This is a genomic window from Lactobacillus sp. UMNPBX6, assembly GCF_002553975.1.
Lineage (GTDB): Bacteria > Bacillota > Bacilli > Lactobacillales > Lactobacillaceae > Lactobacillus > Lactobacillus gallinarum.
Genome location: NZ_PCZD01000014.1, coordinates 1 through 19,468, shown reverse-complemented (window position 1 = coordinate 19,468; position 19,468 = coordinate 1). Strand labels below are relative to the sequence as shown.

General features: G+C 37.4%; 24 protein-coding genes. 6 read left to right on the top strand and 18 right to left on the bottom strand.

Translation table 11 applies throughout. The features are described from left to right. Positions 1-122: 122 nt before the first annotated feature. The 5 genes from rpsD to CP357_RS03775 all read left to right on the top strand — a co-directional run bounded on the left by rpsD (position 123) and on the right by CP357_RS03775 (position 3,724). Positions 123-734, top strand: coding sequence for a 30S ribosomal protein S4 (gene rpsD, locus CP357_RS03795; protein ID WP_087175755.1), 612 nt, complete (start codon positions 123-125; stop codon positions 732-734). 89 nt (positions 735-823) lie between these two features. Beyond that, positions 824-1,291, top strand: a complete 468-nt coding sequence (locus tag CP357_RS03790) for a YueI family protein (RefSeq protein WP_025005087.1) — start codon at positions 824-826, stop codon at positions 1,289-1,291. After that, positions 1,291-2,604, top strand: a complete 1,314-nt coding sequence (locus CP357_RS03785) for a replication-associated recombination protein A (protein ID WP_098036574.1) — start codon at positions 1,291-1,293, stop codon at positions 2,602-2,604. The genes CP357_RS03790 and CP357_RS03785 overlap by 1 nt, the downstream gene beginning before the upstream one ends. Positions 2,605-2,910: 306 nt before the next feature. Beyond that, the gene (locus tag CP357_RS03780) at positions 2,911-3,192 is read left to right on the top strand and encodes a hypothetical protein (RefSeq protein WP_087175754.1); all 282 of its coding nucleotides are present in this window, start codon (positions 2,911-2,913) and stop codon (positions 3,190-3,192) included. 67 nt (positions 3,193-3,259) lie between these two features. Then, positions 3,260-3,724 carry a universal stress protein gene (locus tag CP357_RS03775; protein WP_087363670.1) on the top strand — a complete coding sequence of 155 codons (465 nt, stop codon included), beginning with the start codon at positions 3,260-3,262 and terminating at the stop codon, positions 3,722-3,724. 66 nt (positions 3,725-3,790) lie between these two features. Here the strand turns inward: CP357_RS03775 and CP357_RS03770 are convergent, their stop codons facing one another. The 18 genes from CP357_RS03770 to CP357_RS03685 all read right to left on the bottom strand — a co-directional run bounded on the left by CP357_RS03770 (position 3,791) and on the right by CP357_RS03685 (position 17,774). Then, positions 3,791-4,984, bottom strand: a complete 1,194-nt coding sequence (locus tag CP357_RS03770) for an FtsW/RodA/SpoVE family cell cycle protein (RefSeq protein ID WP_056945450.1) — start codon at positions 4,982-4,984, stop codon at positions 3,791-3,793. 21 nt (positions 4,985-5,005) lie between these two features. Beyond that, positions 5,006-5,233, bottom strand: coding sequence for a DUF2969 domain-containing protein (locus CP357_RS03765; protein ID WP_025005090.1), 228 nt, complete (start codon positions 5,231-5,233; stop codon positions 5,006-5,008). 8 nt (positions 5,234-5,241) lie between these two features. Beyond that, positions 5,242-5,535 (bottom strand): membrane protein insertion efficiency factor YidD, encoded by a 294-nt coding sequence (yidD, locus tag CP357_RS03760; protein WP_025005091.1) that lies wholly within the window; start codon positions 5,533-5,535, stop codon positions 5,242-5,244. A 13-nt stretch (positions 5,536-5,548) separates the two neighbouring features. Continuing rightward, complete coding sequence (locus tag CP357_RS03755) at positions 5,549-6,538, bottom strand: rod shape-determining protein (protein WP_087175752.1); 990 nt, start codon at positions 6,536-6,538, stop codon at positions 5,549-5,551. Positions 6,539-6,621: 83 nt separating this feature from the next. Continuing rightward, positions 6,622-6,852, bottom strand: coding sequence for a DUF1146 family protein (locus CP357_RS03750; RefSeq protein ID WP_098036573.1), 231 nt, complete (start codon positions 6,850-6,852; stop codon positions 6,622-6,624). 62 nt (positions 6,853-6,914) lie between these two features. Next, on the bottom strand, positions 6,915-7,355 hold the full coding sequence (locus CP357_RS03745; protein ID WP_087175751.1) for a F0F1 ATP synthase subunit epsilon: 441 nt from the start codon (positions 7,353-7,355) through the stop codon (positions 6,915-6,917). 11 nt (positions 7,356-7,366) lie between these two features. Then, the gene (gene atpD, locus CP357_RS03740; protein ID WP_087175750.1) at positions 7,367-8,806 is read right to left on the bottom strand and encodes a F0F1 ATP synthase subunit beta; all 1,440 of its coding nucleotides are present in this window, start codon (positions 8,804-8,806) and stop codon (positions 7,367-7,369) included. Between the two features lie 22 nt (positions 8,807-8,828). Next, positions 8,829-9,791 carry a F0F1 ATP synthase subunit gamma gene (locus CP357_RS03735; RefSeq protein ID WP_087175749.1) on the bottom strand — a complete coding sequence of 321 codons (963 nt, stop codon included), beginning with the start codon at positions 9,789-9,791 and terminating at the stop codon, positions 8,829-8,831. A gap of 10 nt (positions 9,792-9,801) precedes the next feature. Then, the gene (atpA, locus tag CP357_RS03730; RefSeq protein ID WP_025005096.1) at positions 9,802-11,313 is read right to left on the bottom strand and encodes a F0F1 ATP synthase subunit alpha; all 1,512 of its coding nucleotides are present in this window, start codon (positions 11,311-11,313) and stop codon (positions 9,802-9,804) included. Positions 11,314-11,327: 14 nt separating this feature from the next. Further along, the gene (locus CP357_RS03725) at positions 11,328-11,876 is read right to left on the bottom strand and encodes a F0F1 ATP synthase subunit delta (RefSeq protein WP_025005097.1); all 549 of its coding nucleotides are present in this window, start codon (positions 11,874-11,876) and stop codon (positions 11,328-11,330) included. After that, positions 11,876-12,385, bottom strand: coding sequence for a F0F1 ATP synthase subunit B (gene atpF / locus CP357_RS03720; RefSeq protein ID WP_025005098.1), 510 nt, complete (start codon positions 12,383-12,385; stop codon positions 11,876-11,878). The genes CP357_RS03725 and atpF overlap by 1 nt, the downstream gene beginning before the upstream one ends. Before the next feature lie 51 nt (positions 12,386-12,436). Continuing rightward, the gene (gene atpE / locus CP357_RS03715) at positions 12,437-12,661 is read right to left on the bottom strand and encodes a F0F1 ATP synthase subunit C (protein WP_005718768.1); all 225 of its coding nucleotides are present in this window, start codon (positions 12,659-12,661) and stop codon (positions 12,437-12,439) included. Between the two features lie 19 nt (positions 12,662-12,680). After that, positions 12,681-13,394, bottom strand: coding sequence for a F0F1 ATP synthase subunit A (gene atpB, locus CP357_RS03710; RefSeq protein ID WP_025005099.1), 714 nt, complete (start codon positions 13,392-13,394; stop codon positions 12,681-12,683). Positions 13,395-13,515: 121 nt separating this feature from the next. Further along, positions 13,516-14,145 carry a uracil phosphoribosyltransferase gene (gene upp, locus CP357_RS03705; RefSeq protein ID WP_025005100.1) on the bottom strand — a complete coding sequence of 210 codons (630 nt, stop codon included), beginning with the start codon at positions 14,143-14,145 and terminating at the stop codon, positions 13,516-13,518. Positions 14,146-14,227: 82 nt separating this feature from the next. Beyond that, complete coding sequence (locus tag CP357_RS03700; protein ID WP_025005101.1) at positions 14,228-15,229, bottom strand: L-threonylcarbamoyladenylate synthase; 1,002 nt, start codon at positions 15,227-15,229, stop codon at positions 14,228-14,230. Positions 15,230-15,234: 5 nt separating this feature from the next. Continuing rightward, positions 15,235-16,077: a peptide chain release factor N(5)-glutamine methyltransferase gene (prmC, locus tag CP357_RS03695; RefSeq protein WP_087175747.1), complete on the bottom strand. Its 843-nt coding sequence runs from the start codon at positions 16,075-16,077 to the stop codon at positions 15,235-15,237. Next, on the bottom strand, positions 16,070-17,158 hold the full coding sequence (prfA, locus tag CP357_RS03690) for a peptide chain release factor 1 (protein WP_098036572.1): 1,089 nt from the start codon (positions 17,156-17,158) through the stop codon (positions 16,070-16,072). The genes prmC and prfA overlap by 8 nt, the downstream gene beginning before the upstream one ends. Positions 17,159-17,174: 16 nt before the next feature. Then, the gene (locus CP357_RS03685) at positions 17,175-17,774 is read right to left on the bottom strand and encodes a thymidine kinase (RefSeq protein ID WP_098036571.1); all 600 of its coding nucleotides are present in this window, start codon (positions 17,772-17,774) and stop codon (positions 17,175-17,177) included. Positions 17,775-17,923: 149 nt separating this feature from the next. Here CP357_RS03685 and CP357_RS03680 point away from each other — a divergent pair, with 149 nt between their 5' ends. Further along, on the top strand, positions 17,924-19,276 hold the full coding sequence (locus tag CP357_RS03680) for a Mur ligase family protein (RefSeq protein ID WP_087175744.1): 1,353 nt from the start codon (positions 17,924-17,926) through the stop codon (positions 19,274-19,276). Positions 19,277-19,468: the final 192 nt, after the last annotated feature.

Genomic DNA, 19,468 nt, shown 5'->3' with positions numbered 1-19,468 from the left:
TAAGTGAACGAGTAACCCGCGCTGCATTGGGCGAAAATGTAAATCCAAGATGCACGAATGTTGAACTTATTTGTAATATTTTACTCCAGAAATTATTATTTTAAATTTTATGGAGGATTTTTATGTCAAGATATACAGGTCCAAGTTGGAAACGTTCAAGAAGATTAGGTATCTCACTTTCAGGTACTGGTAAGGAAATCGCACGTCGTAACTACGCTCCAGGTCAACACGGTCCTAACAGCCGTGGTCGTTTGTCAGAATATGGCCAACAATTACACGAAAAGCAAAAGTTACGTTGGATGTACGGTTTGAACGAACGTCAATTTAGAACTTTGTTCACTCGCGCTGGTAAGATCCGTGAAGGTGAACACGGTACCAACTTCATGATTTTGCTTGAACGTCGTTTGGACAGTATTGTTTACCGTCTCGGTTTAGCTACTACTAGAGAACAAGCTAGACAATTAGTTAACCACGGTCACATCACTGTTGATGGCAAGCGTGTTGACATTCCTTCATACGAAGTCAGCGTTGGTCAAACTGTTGGCTTGAAGGAAAAGTCAAAGAACTTACAACAAGTTAAGGATGCCTTAGACGCAGTTACTGCACGTCCATCATTCGTTTCATTTGACGACAACAAGATGGAAGGTACTCTTGTACGTTTACCAGAACGTGACGAAATGGAACCAGAAATTGATGAATCACTCGTTGTTGAATGGTACAACAAGTTACTTTAATTTTTATATTTTATTTTGTCAAAAACCTTTCCCAATATCGGGGAAGGTTTTTTTGTTACAATTAATAGTAATAAAGAAAGGATGATTTTATGAGTGATGATTTAAGTAAGCGCGTAGAACAAGCTGCGCAAGGAATAACCCCACAGACTAAACCGGATGAACGCCGGCGATATTTAGGTTCACTGCGTGAGCGTGTGTATGTACGCATGAATAATGCTGAAGTAAAAGATTCCAAACTCACTAGTCTTTTCTTACAACACATTGATGATTTTAAAGGCTACACTATTTTGATTAACGGCAATATTACTGATGATGGTTTTCTAGGTGATGTCGAGGCAGCCTGCAGCAAGAAAAATATTCCATTTACATTAGTTAACAATGAAACTGCAAAAACTGGACCCGAAGATTCTGCTGTTTTAGTAGTCTCCAAAAATGCTATTAATCGTCAAAGAATTGAAATTGGACAAGTCTATGCTCCTGAGTTGCCAAAAACTGAATTAGAAGCGCCTAAAAAGAAAGAAAGCTTTTGGCATAAACTTTTTCACGGAGAAAAATAATGAAACCATTAGCTTATCGTATGCGTCCACAGACTCTTGATCAAGTTGTCGGACAGCAACATCTAATTGGACCTGGTAAAATTATTCGCCGAATGGTTGAGGCTCGTCTTCTATCATCAATGATTCTTTATGGCCCTCCTGGCATTGGCAAGACCAGTATTGCGAGTGCTATCGCTGGTTCTACTAAATATGCTTTTCGAAAGTTGAACGCAGCTACTGACGGAAAGAAGCAATTACAGCAAGTAGCCGCAGAAGGGAAAATGAGTGGCACCGTCATTTTATTATTAGATGAAATTCACAGACTCGATAAGACAAAACAAGACTTTTTATTGCCTTTGCTTGAGTCAGGACAAGTCATTTTAATTGGGGCTACAACGGAGAATCCATATATTTCAATTTCCCCTGCTATTCGTTCACGTTGCCAAATTTTTGAGCTAAAGCCTTTATCTGCTCAAGATGCATCGAATGCCATTGACCGCGCTTTAACGGATAAAGAAAATGGCTTAGGCAATTATCATGTCGAGCTGACGGATGATGCACGTACCCTTTTAATCGAAAAAGGCAATGGAGATTTGAGATCTACTTTAAATTCATTGGAACTTGCGGTTTTGTCTACCAAACAAGAATTAAAAGATAATCATCAAGATACAGACTCTATTGTAATTACTCAGCAAGAAATGGCTGATTCTATTCAAATGAAGATGCAGAATTTCGATTCTTCTGGGGACGGACACTATGATTTGGTATCTGCTTTTCAAAAATCAATTCGCGGTTCAGATACAGACGCAGCATTGCATTACTTGGCAAGATTAATCGAGTCTGGCGACTTAATTTCAATTTGTCGGCGTCTCTCCGTCATTGCTTACGAAGATGTGGGACTAGCCAATCCTAGCGCTGCAGAACATGCTATATTAGCTATTCAAGCTGCTCAAACGCTGGGCTTTCCAGAGGCGCGTATTCCGCTCGCTAATGCCGTAATTGAGCTGACTCTTTCTCCTAAAAGCAATAGTGCTATTACTGCCATAGATCGGGCAATTGATGACGTTAAAAACAAAAATGTTGGCTCTATTCCCGCTAATTTAAAGGATGCGCATTATGCTGGTGCTAAAAAGTTAGGTCATGGAGTTAATTATATTTACCCTCATGATTTTGAAAATGATTGGGTCGCCCAACAATACTTGCCAGACAATCTTCTGACTGCAAGTTACTTTACCCCGAAAGGAAATTCTAAAGTCGAAGAAAGGTATAAGCTAATTTATCAAAAATTAAAGAAGATGCAACGCGATAATTTGAGCAAACATCACAATAGATAGCGCATTCAATATTATTGACAAACCTAATCTGATTGCGTATTATAATAAGTGATCTGAGTTGATCGACAAGCTTAAATGTATAAAGTTGACCGATCAAACTAGAAGACGTGGGAGTTAGCAAATAACTACCGAATCGGAATACTGTCTTGTCACAGGATCCATATTCGCTGCGATGTTAGCTCAAATTTTGAACACTGCGGGTTCAACAAGCGTCATTATGCTTTGTTTAGTCAACTCGGATTTCTTTTGAATATCAGGAAAGGCGGTCTTAAATGGCCGTCTTTTTATGTAATGAGGTTAAAATAAATGATAATTAAAATTGTAATGATTGTTTTTATTCTACTCTTGCTTTTAACTGCTTGGTATATGTGGCACAGACGAAATGGCCATTTTTTAATCTATGACGTAGGCGGTAATCCTCGCCTAACCAACATTTTAAAATGGACTTCTATTGCTTTGATCGCAGAGAGCGCAATCGGAATTATCATTTTATTTATGGATAATAAATATCTTAACTTGATCACACTATTCCTTGCATCTCTAACCATTTTGACCTTTAGTCTTTTAATTACAGATTCAAAAAAATAAAAATATAAACCTTCTAATAATAGATGAAATTTTGGTAAAATAGATATCAGGAAGAGGTGTTTAGAAAATGCTTTCACAATATAAGAATATTCAAGTTTCCGTTGATGGTTCTAAAGAAGCCGATTTAGCTTTCAGCAAGGCAGTTTCTATTGCCAAGCGTAATCATGCTACATTAGAGATCTTACATGTCATCGATACTCGTTCTTTCCAAAATGTTTCAAGTTTTGACTCAGCAATGGTAGAACAAGTTTCTAAAGATGCTGAAAAGAGAATGAAGGATTACCAAGCACGTGCTAACAAGGCCGGTGTTACTGATTCTCATTATTCAATCGAATTTGGTTCACCTAAGACAATCATTGGTCATGATTTCCCTAAGAAACACAATATTGACCTAATTGTTGTTGGTGCAACTGGTTTAAACGCAGTAGAACGTTTATTAATTGGTAGTGTTACAGAATACGTAACTAGAACTGCTAAATGTGATGTTTTAGTATGTCGTGCTAAAGAAATTGCTAATGCGTTAGAAGGCTAATTTTTATATTATTAATCAAAAAAGGTATTTAAGTTTTTAAGCTTAAATACCTTTTTTATTTATATTCTAGAAATCACCAGCGGTGCTAAACATGTAGTCTCGATTATGGAATTTCATTGATAAAATCAAACCAATACCAATCATGTTCCCTACCAAGGCTGAACCACCTTGAGAAACAAATGGTAAGGGAATACCAGTCAATGGTAATAAATCAATGTTCATACCAATATTTTCAAATACGTGGAATAAAATCATCATAATAACACCCGTAGAAATGTATGAATAAAATGCATTTCTAGTATTAAATGAAATTTTAACCATTTGAATAATCAGGTATAAATAAATTAAAATCAAACTTACACAGCCTACAAAGCCAAAATTCTCTCCAATTACGGAGAAAACCATGTCAGACCCACGAACTGGTACATATACGCTTGCTTTACCAAAGCCATTACCAAAAAGTTGTCCTGACCCAATTGCCTTCATACTTTGCCATAACTGGTAGGCACCTGATGATGTATCACCTGATGGATTAAGCCAAGACTTAATTCTTTCAAACTGATATGCTTGAAAGAAATGACTTAAAAACGCTTGCCCACCTGGCGTTACCACCATTAGAATAACTGCAATTGCTCCAATGATGACTATTCCATATAGGGGAACAATAATCTTCCACGATATACCAGAAACTAAAACTACACCACCAACAATTGCGATAAATACTAGCATAGTACCAAAGTCGTTCTGCAACTTTAATAAAATCGCTACGGGTGCAAGCCATGCAACTATTTTACCTAACAATAGCCAATCTGATTTAATGGTATGACCATATTTATCGTTATGATCCTTAACTACGCGTGCCAACATCAAGATAAATGCTGGCTTCATTATTTCAGATGGCTGAAAAGTAACAGGTCCTAACTTGAACCAACTCTTTGCCCCAGTATCCGCTGCAACACTACGATTATAGAAGAACAAAACCGCTATTAACAAGAATATTCCTATTCCGAAAAATATTGGTGCTATCTTAAATAATTGCTCTGCATCAAACTGCATTACAATTACAACAATTACAATAGAAATCAAATACCATAATGCTTGCATAACTACAGCTTTAACAGGTGAACCAATGTGACTTGGATCTCCAAGTGCAGCTATATAGATACAATATAGACTGATTAATGCCAATAACGCCACAGGAATAATTATATTCCATGCTAATCGGTCAATTAGACTTGTTTTGTTTTCAACTTTTGCCATTAAATAATCACTACTTATATTTTATTTTTCATGCAATGTAAAGTATGAAAGTAAGTCATTAATACTGCTTTCTAGACTATTAGCAAATAATACATTGCTACTCTTAGTCGTAGTAGCGCGATAACGACCTTCAACTTTTTCGATTAAACCAATGGACTTCTTGTTAGGAATAATAACTTCCCAAGTTGGTAAATTCTTACCCTTAAGTTCATTAACTTCAATATCAATATTTTCTAACTTTTTAGACATAAATCCTCCTACTTGCTATCCGGGTGAAACTTAGATGCTATAATCTCATCTTCGTATCTCTCAGGATGTGGATTTCGAAAAACAGTAAAATTATCAGGAACTGGGTCCACCCCACCGCGTATAAATGGGTTACATCTTAGTATACGACTAATTCCCATAATTAGCCCTAAAATTGGTCCATGTTTTTTCAAAGCATCAATCATATAACTAGAGCACGTAGGATAATACCTACAACTCGGTGGAAATAATGGCGAAATTAGAGTCTGATAAATACGTACGATAAAAATCAAAATCTTTCGCAAGTAATCTCCTCACTTAGTGTCGTTGATGTTTTTCAATATTCTTAAGCAAAGTACCAGTACCTAAGGCTACAGCTTCCAAAGGATGGTCAGCTGTTAAAACTGGGACCTGCAAGTAATATGATATCAACTTATCAATATTCTTCAATAATGCTCCACCACCAGTAAGCATGATACCACGATCAATGATATCAGCTGAAAGTTCTGGTGGCGTAGTTTCCAATACTTCTTTAGCTGCTGCAATGATTGACATAAGACCATCTTGCAAAGCATGCTGAATTTCAGGGGCAGCAACTGTAGTTTGTCTAGGTAAGCCATCAACTACATCACGACCACGAACCTTAATTTGTTGATCTTCATCAGGTTCAAATGCACTACCGATTTCAATCTTGATTTGTTCAGCAGTTCTTGAACCGATCAATAAATTATGTTTATTCTTAATATAGCTAATAACCGCTTGATTCATACGATCACCAGCGTAGCGAAGTGAACGTGAGGTAACAATTTCCCCCATGGACAAGACAGCAATATCAGTAGTACCACCACCGATATCAATAACCATATTACCTTGTGGTTTAAAAATATCAAGTCCTGCACCTACTGCAGCTACCTTAGGTTCGAAATCAAGGTAAACCTTACCGCCACCTGATTTTTCTGCTGCTTGAATAATAGCCTTTTGTTCAATCGAAGTAACTCCTGTAGGAGCACAGATTAAAATATTAGGCTTAGACATAAAACCTTTTACATTTAATTTTTCAATAAAGTATGACAGCATTTCCTCTGTAATATCGAAGTCCGCAATTACACCGTTCTTCAAGGGGCGAATTACGCGAATATTACCTGGGGTTCTTCCTACCATTTCATATGCCTCTGAGCCAACTGCTACTACTTTATTTGTATCAGTATTAACAGCGACTACAGATGGTTCATTTAAAACAATCCCTTTTCCAGAGACATTGATTAGTACATTAGCTGTTCCTAAATCAATTCCTATATCTCGTGCCACAATAACCCTCCATAATTATTCATCGTCCATTTTACCATAAATAAATAAGAGTTTCCTTTACTGTCCCTGTTTTAACACAATCTTTAAAACAAATTACCTAATTGCATCGAAGTATCGATAAATGTAATTACAAAATTACCAACTAAAAAGCCCAATGCAATAGCAAGAAATAAATATAATAATTGCGTTTCAAACACATGTCCTTTACGAATTATTTTTTCTAGCTGCACAGCCTTCATTGCCTGAAAAGATAATCCAATTGCAATCAAATAAATTATTATACTAATAATGGCATGAACGCCTAATTGAAACATATTCTTTTCCTTTATTAATAAAAAAGACGGATGCAAAATCTGCATTCGTCTTTTTATCTCTTTTAGTGACCTTTAGTGTTGTAAACACTAATTCTGTTCATTGCTCGTCTTAAAGCAACTTCAGCACGTTCAAGAGTACGCTCATCATGCTTTTCACGTGCTTCCTTCAAACGCTTCTCGGCTCTTTCCTTAGCGGCTTGAGCACGAGATACATCAATGTTTCTAGCACGTTCAGCACTATCCGCAATAATTGTAGCCACGTTATTAGAAAATTCAATATACCCACCACTAATAGCGATGTGATCAATTCTTGAATTCATTTCACGACTACGTTTAACCTTGACCTCACTAATTACTAATGGGGTAAGCAAGGGTACGTGATTATACATTATTGAACGTTCACCATCTATAGCACGTACATCAACGATGCTTCCACGATGTGAATAAACCATTCCATTAGGAGTTACAACATTTACTTTAAAAAGCTTTTCTGGATCTGCCATTGGACATCACCCTACTTTTCTAGTAATGCTTTAGCTTCTGGATCACTTGGAGTTACGCCCATTTCTTGTGCTTTCTTCAAAACATCTTCAATTGGACCAACACCACGGAACGAATCTTCTGGTAAGTCATCAAGATGACCATCTAAGATAAGCTTAAAGCCCTTAATGGTTTCCTTAATTGGAACATATGAACCTGGCACACCAGTAAACTGTTCAGCAACAAAGAAGTTTTGTGACAAGAAGAATTGAACTTTACGTGCACGTGCAACGATCAATTTTTCTTCATCAGATAATTCATCCATACCTAAAACAGAAATAATATCTTGCAATTCGTGGTAACGTTGCAAAACATGTTGAACACGAGTAGCAACTTCGTAGTGTTCTTGACCAACAACTTCAGGGTCAAGGGCACTTGAAGTTGATTCAAGTGGGTCAACGGCTGGGTAAATACCTTGTTCTACCAAACTACGTTCCAAGTTAGTAGTAGCGTCCAAGTGTGCGAATGTGGTTGATGGAGCTGGGTCAGTATAGTCATCGGCAGGAACATAAACAGCTTGAATAGAAGTAATTGAACCCTTCTTAGTTGAAGTAATTCTTTCCTGCAATTGACCCATTTCAGTTGCCAAAGTTGGCTGGTAACCAACGGCACTTGGCATACGACCAAGCAAAGCTGAAACTTCTGAACCGGCCTGAGTAAACCGGAAAATGTTGTCGATAAAGAGCAAAACATCTTGACCTTCAACATCTCTAAAGTACTCAGCAAGAGTCAAACCAGTTAACGCAACACGCATTCTGGCACCAGGCGGCTCGTTCATCTGACCAAATACCATGGCAGTTTTACTTAAAACGCCTGAAGCTTTCATTTCGAAGTAAAGGTCGTTACCTTCACGAGTTCTTTCACCAACACCAGTAAATACGGAAATACCACCGTGTTCTTGAGCGATGTTGTGAATCAATTCCTGAATAATAGTGGTCTTACCAACACCGGCACCACCGAACAAACCAACTTTACCACCACGAACGTATGGTTCAAGCAAGTCGATAACCTTGATACCAGTTTCAAGAATTTCACGACTAGTAGTCAAATCTTCATACTTAGGTGCTTCCTTATGGATGCTTTCACGAGGGTGATCCTTTGAGAATTCTGGTCCACCATCAATTGGTTGACCTAAAACGTTGAATACACGACCTAAAGTATCTTCCCCAACAGGAACTGAGATTGGGCCACCAGTATCTTCAACTTTCATACCACGTCGAAGACCATCGGTAGATTCCATGGCAATCGTTCTTAAGACACCATCACCAAGCTCAACTGTAACTTCAAGAACAATACTTTCATTCTCGGATTTAATTACACGCAAGGCATTGTTAATATCAGGCAAATTCTTATCGATTGGGAATTTTACATCGACAACTGGGCCGATTACTTGAACGATTTCACCTTCACTCAAAACATCTACCTCCTTTTCTTTATTACTCTAAGGCATTTGCACCACTGATAATTTCAGTAATTTCAGTAGTAATTTGTGCCTGTCTAGCACGATTTAATTTCGTAGTTAAATTTGAAACTAAATCCTTAGCATTATCAGTTGCACTCTGCATAGCTGTCATTGAACTAGCATGCTCTGCAGTCTTTGCATCCAAAATAGCACCATAAATGGTTGAACGCGCATACTGTGGTAACAACTTCATTAACACTCTATTAGGATCTGGTTCAATATCATATTCTAATTCTTTATGTGCTTCAGCTTCTTTAACACCAATATCTAAATCGACAATTGGTAACATCTTTTCAACACGAAATGCAGATGATAATGAGTTTACATGGTGCGTATAACATACATAAAGTTGATCAAACACACCGTTCAAAAACATCTTGATTGCTGTTGAAACGATTGGCAAAACTTCATCAAAAGTTGGGACATCGGACACACCATTTTTCTCGTAAACAACATTAACGTTGTTCTTCTTAAAAAATTGGGCTCCAACTGAACCTACGGCCAAGACTTTAACTTCATGACCTTGTGCACGTTCATCTTCAAAGATTCCCATCATGTTCTTAATAACATTACTATTATAAGAACCTACCAAACCACGATCACCACTTACTACTAAAAAGCCAGTAGACTTAATATTCTTTCGTGGTTGAATCATATCAGCTGTAATACCTAAACCGAATACATCAGTGTAATCGATCTTGGCAATATTTCTCTTATCAATTGATACGTCTTGATCGCGCAAGCTATCTACCACCTGTGAACTAATCAAGCGAGAAATAGTCTTACGAACATGATCGTTATAAATGGTGTAACCTTTATCACGATCTTCGGTTTGGTTTAACTTTGATGCAGAAACCATTCGCATAGCTTCTGTGATTTTACCAGTTTGTTTAACTGAAGCAATTTTCTTCTTCAACTCAAGTAAAGATGCAGGCATATTCTACCTCCTATTTCTCACTTGGTGCAAAGCTCTCACTAAATTCCTCAATAGCAGCTGACAACTTCTTATCATCTGGCAATTTACCAGTTTCACGAATTATCTTGAGCAAGTCAGCATGACTGCTGTCAAAGTTATCAAACAATTCATTTTGGAAGCGACTAATGTCTTCAACTGGAATAGAATCAAGATAGCCGTGAGTCAAAGCATAAAGAATCAAAACTTGTTTCTCAACTGGAATAGGATCATGAAGTGGTTGCTTTAATACTTCAACAGTTCTTTGACCTCTATTCAACTTAGCTTGAGTGGCTTGATCAAGATCACTACCAAATTGAGCGAAACTTTCAAGTTCACGGAAAGCAGCAAGGTCAGTACGTAAAGTACCAGCAACTTTCTTCATAGCCTTAATCTGTGCGTTACCACCAACACGAGAAACTGAGTTACCAGCATCAATGGCTGGACGAGTACCAGCAAAGAACAAATCACTTTGTAAGAAAATCTGACCATCAGTAATAGAAATTACGTTGGTTGGAATATATGCAGAAATGTCTCCCGCTTCGGTTTGGATAATTGGCAATGCAGTCAAAGATCCACCGCCAAGCTTGTCACTCAACTTAGCACTACGTTCTAGCAAACGTGAGTGTAAGTAGAAGACGTCACCTGGGTAAGCTTCACGACCAGGCGGACGACGGAGAAGCAAGGAAAGTTCACGATAAGCGACGGCTTGTTTTGATAGGTCGTCAAATACGATTAATACATCCTTGCCATTATACATAAATTCCTCACCCATAGCAGTACCAGCATATGGTGCAATGTAAAGCATTGGTGCTGGTTCACTTGGGCCCGCTTCAACAACAATGGTATAATCCATTGCTCCGAAACGCTTTAAAGTTTCTACTTGAGTTCTAACGGTTGATTCCTTTTGACCAATAGCAACATAAATACAAATTACATCTTGGTTCTTTTGGTTAAGAATTGTATCGATGGCTAAACTAGTCTTACCAGTTTTACGGTCACCAATAATCAATTCACGCTGTCCACGACCAATTGGAACTAAGGCATCGATAGCCTTAATACCAGTTTGAAGTGGTTGATTAACTGATTGACGGTCCATAACCCCTGGAGCCTTTTCTTCAATAGGACGCGTCTTATCAGCCTTAATTTCACCTAAACCGTCAACAGGTTGACCCAATGGGTTAACTACTCTACCGATTAGGGCGTCACCAACAGGAACTGACATAATTCGACCAGTTCTTTGAACACGGTCGCCTTCACGAATATCGTCAAATTTACCTAGGATAATGATACCAACATCACTAGCATCAAGGTTTTGAGCAATACCGTATGAACCGTTATCAAATTTTAACAACTCACCGGCTAATGCATTATTAAGTCCGTGAGCCCGGGCGATACCATCACCAACGTAAGTTACAACACCAACTTCGTTAATGTCGAGCTTGTCGTCGTAATGTTCAAGTTGCTGCTTGATCAAGGAGCTAATTTCTTCCGCTTTAATGCTCAATGGTTTCACCTCTTTTAATTTTCATCAATTATTTGCGCACGGATCTTCTTCAGCTTATTTTTAACTGATCCATCAATCACGCGATCCTTCACTTGAAGAATCACGCCGCCTAAAATACTTGGATCAACTTTATTCTCAAGACGCACAGCATTTAAGTTATATTTCTTAGCGAAACCATCACCTAAACGCTTAAGTTGATCATCATCCAACTTCACTGCTGTAGTTGCAGTACCAGATGCGATCTTGTTTTTATCATCATAAAGTACAACAAATTGATCAATAATATCGACCAAGTATGCAAAACGATCATATTCAAGCAGCAAATTTAAAAAGCCTTGTACTTCTTTTGAAAAATCTTTTTCAATAGCAGTTAAAAAATCTTTTTTATCCTTACTGTTTAAGATAGGATCACTTAAAACGTTGATGACTTGAGGAGTGGCAACTACTGCCTTTTTCAACTCCACCATTTCATCATAAACGCTATCAAGTACTTTATTATCTTGCGCATAGCCGAACAAAGCGGCACCGTAGCGTGCAGCTACTTCTTCTCTACTTAAAGCCATTAATCATCCAACCCCTTAATAAATTGGTCGACTAAATCTTTTTGGTCTTCAGCAGATAAATTCTTAGCAATTACCTTTTCAGCAATAGCTACAGAAATATCAGCAACTTGATCACGTGCAGAATTCAATGCATCTGATTTAGCCTTAGTGGCTTCTTCATTTGCCTTCTTACGAATTGCTGCAGCATCTTCATTCGCACTTGCTACGATTTCTTTGCCAGTTTTTTGCGCATTAGCTTTAGCGTCAGAGAGAATCTGTGTTGCTTCTTGTCTTGAGTTCTTCAAGGCAGCTTCACGCTCGTTAGCAAGCGTTTCAGCCTTTTTGCGATCACTTGCAGCTGAATCCAAGTCATTAATAACTTTTTGCCGCCGCTTTTCCATCATTTCTGATACTGGACCCCAAGCAAAGTGCTTGACCAATAACATCAAGATGGCAAAACAAATTAAATACCAAAGTGCATTACCTAGGTAAATATGATGTGAGGCTGCAAATAATGTTTGAATAGTCATTTACTGCCCTTCTCTCTTTAATATTTAAATCCTTTAGTTTTAAAAATTTTATTAAAGGAAAAGAATCAAGAAGGCAACAACGATAGCCAAAATAGGAACGGCTTCGATCAAACCAACACCGATAAACATTGTTGCTCTTAAGTTACCTGCACTTTCAGGTTGACGAGCCATACCTTCAAGAGTTTTTGAAATAACTTTACCGTTACCCAATGAAGCAGCTAAAGCTGCCAAACCAGCTGCGATGGATGCAGCAAGGTATTTAAAAGCTTCTGACATAAATTTATACCTCCAAAATTTATTCTGTAGTAACTTTCTTACCAATGTAAACCATTGATAAAGTTACGAAAACATATGCCTGGATAGAGCCAATGAAGACAGAGAAACCTTGCCAAATCATGGCTAATGGAGCTGCTAGAATCAATGTAAATGGTCCACCAGCATGTGCTAGATCATTACCAATTAATGTAAGCAAAACTTCACCAGCATAAATGTTCCCATATAAACGTAATGATAAGGTTAAGAAATTGGTAAACTCTTCAATAATGTTAATTGGGAGCATAAAACCAACTGGCTGCGTATAATTCTTTAAATAGCCGCCAACACCAAATCTTTGTACGCCGAATGTGAACGATAGAAGCAAGGTCATCATTGCAAACGACATTGTCGCTACTGGATCAGCAGTTGGTGACTTGATAAAGACCCAATCATCAACTTTGACTTCCATAAACATACCCAATTGGTTCATAAACCAAATGAAAAGAAATAAAACAAGTGCATATAAAGATAGGTGTTTTTGCGCATCTACATCACTAACATTATCTTTGACGATACCGTTAGTAAAATCGAGTAAATATTCAAAAACATTTTGTCTTTTGTTAGGTTTCATTTCAACTTTTCTTGCAAGCCAAAGGCAGATAAGAAAAACTGCTAAAGCCATTAGCGTTGAACCGATGATCCCAGTAAGATCAAAATTCAAGCCCATGAATTTAAAAACAAATGATTTCTCCATTACTTCGTGACCTCCCTTCTCGTGTTGAATTAAACTCGAACACGTAAATCATCTTAACACCAAAAAATCCCTTTGTGTAACATGAAAGCGTATTCTAATAAATATTTTTACGAAAAAGGGATTACTTAGTTCCGAATAATCGGTCACCAGCATCACCCAAACCTGGGAAGATGTAGCCGTTATCCATCAACTTTTCATCTTCAGCAGCTGCGTAAATATCAACATCTGGGTTAGCTTCTTGAACAGCCTTGATTCCTTCTGGAGCCGCTACTAAAACTGCTAACTTGATTTCTTTAACGCCGCGCTTCTTTAATGCAGCAATGGCATCATTTGCTGAACCACCAGTTGCAAGCATTGGGTCAACAACTAAACATTCACGTTCAGCAATATCCTTTGGAGCCTTGAAGAAGTATTCATGTGGCTTCAAAGTTTTTTCATCACGATACATGCCGATGACCGCAATTTTAGCTGATGGTACCATATCAAGAACACCATTAAGCATCCCGATACCAGCACGTAAAATTGGCACAATTGTCAATTTCTTACCAGCAATTTCTTTTTGGACAGTTTTACCCATTGGTGTTTCAATTTCAACATCTTCAAGTGGTAAATCTCTCGTAATTTCATAGGTCATTAACCCACCAATTTCGCCAACAATTCTACGAAATTCATTTGAACCTGTGTCCTTACGACGAATGATAGTTAATTTGTGTTGAATCAATGGATGATCCAAAACTACAAACTTTCCCATATATGCCTCCTATAACAAATAATCTGATCATAAATATTTTAATCAAAAACGCAAAGGGTTTAAACCCCTTTGCGTTTATTTTTTATTTATTAAAATGATGTCCACCAGCAGCTTTGTTCAAACGATTCATGTAAGCCAAACTTTCTTCGCCTTCATCAAAACCTTGAACATAAATTGTGGCGATGTCGTCTTTATCGTCAAAATAACGTAATCCGCCAAATAAATTATGATCGGCATCAACTAAGTTCTTACCTAAATTAAACTTGTTTTCATCTGGCAAATCAATTTGGTCCAAAACTGAACCCAGTGCGGCAACACCCGTTTTATCATTAAAGTCAATTTGACTAAAGTCAGCGGGATCATCTACTACGATCACTGGTTCACTTGGAGCATAGTGGCGATACTTCATACCTGGAGCCTTCGGCACATCTTTATCTGCAACCTTACCAGTATTAATTAAAACTTTTTCGCCTAAAACTTCACTAAGTTCTTCTGGCGTAATCTCACCTGGACGAAGAACAATTGGAGTTTTGACTGATAAATCAATAATAGTTGATTCAAGACCCACGCGAGTTGGACCACCATCAATAATACCTGCAATCTTACCTTTCAAATCGTGGTAAACATGCTCAGCTGTTGTTGGACTTGGCTTAGTTGAAGTATTAGCAGATGGACCTACGATTGGATAACCCAATTTTGCAATCAAATCATGAGTTAACTGATCGTCAGGACAACGAAATGCAACTGTATCAAGACCACCTGTAACAGCATCTGGAAGCGTACCAGGCTTGACAAACAAAAGCAAAGTCAATGGACCTGGCCAAAAATGCTTGATTAATTTCTTAGCTCTTTCAGGCACTTCCTTGGCATAACGCTCCATCATTTTTTCATCAGAAACCGTAACGATCAATGGATTATCACTAGGGCGACCTTTTGCGGCATAAACGCCCTTGACAGACTTTTCTTTAGTTGCAATAGCGCCTAAACCATAAACTGTTTCAGTAGGAAATGCTACAAGCTCCCCTTCAGCTAATAATTTAACAGCTTCATCAAGTTGATCTTTTTTAAAAATTTTGGTTTCCATAATTTTTATTTTTGCCACCTTCCATGAACCATGCGTGGCTTGCCGGCCATGTCTTTTCTAAATTCAATATCAAAATCAGGCAATTCTTTAGCAAATAATTCTTTTAATTGATCTTCTTCACTGAAACCAAATTCCAAGAAAAATTCACCATGACTATTTAAATGATCACGAACCTGTTTAGCAAATTTTTTATAAAAATCTAAACCGTCACTACCTGCAAAAAGAGCCTCTTTAGGTTCATTCTGCAGGACATTATCATCCATCTCTTTTTTCTCAGTTGTCTTAATATATGGCGGGTTAGAAATAATCTTGTCGAACTTCTCTAATCCAATTAAGACATTCGCTTTGCGCGTTACTACATCCAAGTCATAAGTCAAGAAATTCTCTTCACTAGTTCTTAATGCAGAATCGGTAATATCACTAGCATAAAGGATCAAATCTTTAATTCCATTTTTCTCTGCCTCTTTAGCAAGAGCAACAGTGATGCATCCCGAACCAGTACCAAGATCAAGCACCTTATCGCCGCTCTTTAACGACTTAAGTGCCCATTCAACTAGTTCTTCGGTTTCAAAACGAGGAATCAAAACTCCTCGCTGCACCATAATCTTATATCCCAAAAACCAGGCGTAACCCAAAATATACTGCGGAGAAACACCCTTAGCTAGCTTTTTAATGTCTTTATTAGCTTGTTTTAACTGGGCATCAGATAAGACCATATCTTGTTTTAACTCAAATTCACTTGGAGTCAAATTAAGACGCTCAGCTAAAACATAGTCAATATCTTCAGGACGAGCATTTTCAGCAGTTTCGCCTGCCTTAATTCTAATTTTCTTTAAAGTTTTAGGCATTTTGATCAGCCAACTCCTCTAATTGCTTAGTTTGGTTATAAAGAATCAATGCATCAATAATTTCGTCAAGTTCACCGTTCATTACTCGATCAAGCTTGTTAATAGTTAAACCAATACGGTGATCAGTTACACGGTTTTGAGGATAGTTGTAGGTTCTAATTCTTTCTGAACGATCCCCTGTACCAACAGCGCTCTTACGCTTGGCATCATATTGAGCTTGATTTTGACTTTCGTAATAATCGTAAACACGTGATTTCAAAATTTGCATAGCTTTTTCACGGTTTTGTTGCTGACTACGTTGATCCTGCATAGCAACTACGATACCCGTTGGTAAGTGAGTCATACGTACGGCACTAGAAGTCTTGTTGATGTGCTGACCACCGGCACCACTTGAACGGTAAACATCGACACGAATATCTTTAGGATCAATATCAATATCAACTTGCTCATATTCTGGCATAACGGCAACAGTAGCAGTTGAGGTATGAACACGACCTTGGGATTCAGTTACTGGGATACGTTGAACACGGTGAGCACCATTTTCATATTTCAATTTTGAATAAACCTTGTCCCCAGTAATCATAATGGCAACACGCTTATAACCACCAACTTCTGTTGGGTCTGAATCAATCATCGAAACCTTCCAGTTTTGACGTTCAGCGTATTTTTCATACATTCTAAGCAAATCGCCAGCAAAAAGTGAAGCTTCATCACCACCAGCGGCACCACGAATTTCCATGATGATGTCTTTGTCATCATTAGGGTCCTTTGGCAGCATTAAAATTTTAATTTGATCTTCGAGTTCTGGAATTTCTTTTTCAATTTCAGCGTTTTCTTCTTTAGCCATTTCGATCAAATCAGCATCTGTTTCACTGGCAATAATTTCTTTATTGTCAGCAATTTCTTGCTTATCCTTTTTGTATTTCTTGTACTTTTGTACAACTTCACGCAAATCGGCTTCTTCTTTAGAAATTTCCATGTAACGCTTAGTATCATTAATAACTTCAGGGTCTGCCATCATTTCTTGAAGTTCTTCATAATGAGCTACTAAGCCCTCTAATTGAGCCATTACTTTATCCATAAATTAAAAGTCCTCTCTATCTCTGAATACCTGGGTGAAAATAATGATAGCGACAAACTGGATAGTAACTCTCATCGCCACCAATTTGTACCTGCTCACCTTCATATACAGGTTTGCCATTATTAACTCTTAAATTCATTGTTGCTTTATGACCACAATAATGACAAATAGTTTTCATCTCTTCTATTTTATCAGCAAAAATCAATAAATTTTCACTGCCTTCAAATAAATGATTCTGAAAATCATTTTTTAAGCCAAACGCCATTACTGGGATATTAAATTCATCTACAATTTTGGCACATTCCAAAACATGATGTCTTTTCAAAAACTGTGCTTCATCAATTAAAACACAAGCCAATTTTCCTTTTCCATCAGCTAGATCATGGCTATTCATCTTTTCGATGTATGTAAATAAATTCATATCTTCAGTAATTGGAATTGCCTTTCGATGTAGGCCAATCCTAGAAGCAACCGTACCAACACCACTACGATTATCAAGTCCGCTCGTCATTAAAGCAATTTTTCGTCCTTGTGCCTCATAATTGTGAGCCACCTTTAAAATCTCTATTGTTTTACCACTACTCATTGCACCATAACGAAAAAATAATTGCGACATTCCGGGCCCTCCCTTTTACTTAAAAAGTATTCGCCTAACATAGTATAGAGGAAAAAATAAATTTGTGTAGCTAAATGAACAGTAAAACCTCGTTTTCATTCCTGCTCTATGCTAAACTAAAACATAGTTTTAAAGTGAGGGATTATAACATGAGTTTTAAATCAGGAATCGCCAAAGTTGCGGGAAAGTCTAGTTACTGGTTTTTACATAACGTTTTAAAAGGTGGTACTAGTTTTCCTGGCAAGTTTGCTATGAAAATTGATCCAAACGTTCTTAATTCTCTAGCCAAAGGCTACGAAACCGTAATCGTTACTGGTACTAATGGGAAAACCATGACTACTGCATTAATAGTTGAAGCCTTAAAGAAAAAATACGGTGATGTTTTAACTAACCCATCAGGTTCAAACATGCAGCAAGGAATTGTAACGGCTTTTTTGGCTCACAAACATAAACATGTTAAGCGAAAGATTGCGGTGCTAGAAGTTGATGAAGCTAACGTAAAAATGGTAACTAAGTTGCTTCATCCTAGCGTATTTGTTTTAACAAATATTTTCCGTGATCAGATGGATCGATACGGTGAGATTTATACGACCTACGACAAAATCGTTGATGGTATCAAATTAGCACCTGATGCGACCATTATTGCTAACGGCGATGCAAGCATCTTTTCATCAGTTGAGCTCCCTAATAAGAAAATTTTCTACGGTTTCAAATTACCTGATGATAAACCAGAAAACGATCTTAAGGCCCCTGTTAATACTGATGGTGTGCTCTGCCCTAAATGTGATCATATTTTGCATTACCATAGCAGAATTTACGCAAACTTAGGTGACTTCTTCTGCCCTAATTGTGGCTACGACCGTCCTGACTTGACTTTTACAGTCAATAACATTCTTGAACAAACGCCTAATAGTTTGAAATTCCAAATGGGCAACAAGGATTACTCTATTAACATCGGTGGTACTTACAACATTTATAATGCTTTGGCTGCTTACTCAGTAGCACGTCATTTTGGCTTAACTGAAGCTGAAGTCGCTCAAGCATTTGCAGAAAACAAGCGTATTTTTGGCCGTCAAGAATTAATTCATTACGGTAATAAAGATATTGATTTAATCTTGGTCAAAAATCCTGTTGGACTTGATGAAGTGTTACACATGCTCAACACCGAAAAGGATGATTATTCTTTAGTTGCACTGCTTAATGCTAACCACGCAGATGGTATTGATACATCATGGATTTGGGATGCTGATTTTGAAGGATTAAATAAAGACAAGATTAAGAAAGTTCTGGTTGGTGGACAACGTTGGCATGACATGGGCTTCAGATTAGAAATTGCTGGCTTTGATCCAGGTACAATGAGCACCAATCCAGATTATGATAGCTTAATCGAAGAAATTAAAAAATTACCAACTAAGAAGGTTTATATTCTTTCTACTTATACTGCTATGCTTGCCCTTAGAAAGAAAATGGCCGAAAAGAAAATTATTAAAGCTGGTATGTAACGATAAAGATTCACGCAAAGTGAATCTTTTTATTTTAGAGAAAAATAAAAAGGTCTAAGCTGAAATAGCAATGTCATTAAGTTAAGACATTGACAATTAAGGGTGCTTTTTTAGAGATCGAATCATTTGGATTCGATCTCTTTTTTTGTATAAAATAAAGGCGAAAAGACCTGCCTTTTCGCCTATCTTATA

What these genes read in the sequence shown, in the direction of transcription:
- rpsD (WP_087175755.1), top strand. Translation starts at nt 123, where the DNA reads ATGTCAAGATATACAGGTCCAAGTTGGAAACGTTCAAGAAGATTAGGT.
- CP357_RS03790 (WP_025005087.1), top strand. Translation starts at nt 824, where the DNA reads ATGAGTGATGATTTAAGTAAGCGCGTAGAACAAGCTGCGCAAGGAATA.
- CP357_RS03785 (WP_098036574.1), top strand. Translation starts at nt 1,291, where the DNA reads ATGAAACCATTAGCTTATCGTATGCGTCCACAGACTCTTGATCAAGTT.
- CP357_RS03780 (WP_087175754.1), top strand. Translation starts at nt 2,911, where the DNA reads ATGATAATTAAAATTGTAATGATTGTTTTTATTCTACTCTTGCTTTTA.
- CP357_RS03775 (WP_087363670.1), top strand. Translation starts at nt 3,260, where the DNA reads ATGCTTTCACAATATAAGAATATTCAAGTTTCCGTTGATGGTTCTAAA.
- CP357_RS03770 (WP_056945450.1), bottom strand. Translation starts at nt 4,984, where the DNA reads ATGGCAAAAGTTGAAAACAAAACAAGTCTAATTGACCGATTAGCATGG.
- CP357_RS03765 (WP_025005090.1), bottom strand. Translation starts at nt 5,233, where the DNA reads ATGTCTAAAAAGTTAGAAAATATTGATATTGAAGTTAATGAACTTAAG.
- CP357_RS03750 (WP_098036573.1), bottom strand. Translation starts at nt 6,852, where the DNA reads ATGTTTCAATTAGGCGTTCATGCCATTATTAGTATAATAATTTATTTG.
- CP357_RS03745 (WP_087175751.1), bottom strand. Translation starts at nt 7,355, where the DNA reads ATGGCAGATCCAGAAAAGCTTTTTAAAGTAAATGTTGTAACTCCTAAT.
- CP357_RS03735 (WP_087175749.1), bottom strand. Translation starts at nt 9,791, where the DNA reads ATGCCTGCATCTTTACTTGAGTTGAAGAAGAAAATTGCTTCAGTTAAA.
- CP357_RS03725 (WP_025005097.1), bottom strand. Translation starts at nt 11,876, where the DNA reads ATGGCTTTAAGTAGAGAAGAAGTAGCTGCACGCTACGGTGCCGCTTTG.
- atpF (WP_025005098.1), bottom strand. Translation starts at nt 12,385, where the DNA reads ATGACTATTCAAACATTATTTGCAGCCTCACATCATATTTACCTAGGT.
- atpE (WP_005718768.1), bottom strand. Translation starts at nt 12,661, where the DNA reads ATGTCAGAAGCTTTTAAATACCTTGCTGCATCCATCGCAGCTGGTTTG.
- atpB (WP_025005099.1), bottom strand. Translation starts at nt 13,394, where the DNA reads ATGGAGAAATCATTTGTTTTTAAATTCATGGGCTTGAATTTTGATCTT.
- upp (WP_025005100.1), bottom strand. Translation starts at nt 14,145, where the DNA reads ATGGGAAAGTTTGTAGTTTTGGATCATCCATTGATTCAACACAAATTA.
- CP357_RS03700 (WP_025005101.1), bottom strand. Translation starts at nt 15,229, where the DNA reads ATGGAAACCAAAATTTTTAAAAAAGATCAACTTGATGAAGCTGTTAAA.
- prmC (WP_087175747.1), bottom strand. Translation starts at nt 16,077, where the DNA reads ATGCCTAAAACTTTAAAGAAAATTAGAATTAAGGCAGGCGAAACTGCT.
- prfA (WP_098036572.1), bottom strand. Translation starts at nt 17,158, where the DNA reads ATGGATAAAGTAATGGCTCAATTAGAGGGCTTAGTAGCTCATTATGAA.
- CP357_RS03685 (WP_098036571.1), bottom strand. Translation starts at nt 17,774, where the DNA reads ATGTCGCAATTATTTTTTCGTTATGGTGCAATGAGTAGTGGTAAAACA.
- CP357_RS03680 (WP_087175744.1), top strand. Translation starts at nt 17,924, where the DNA reads ATGAGTTTTAAATCAGGAATCGCCAAAGTTGCGGGAAAGTCTAGTTAC.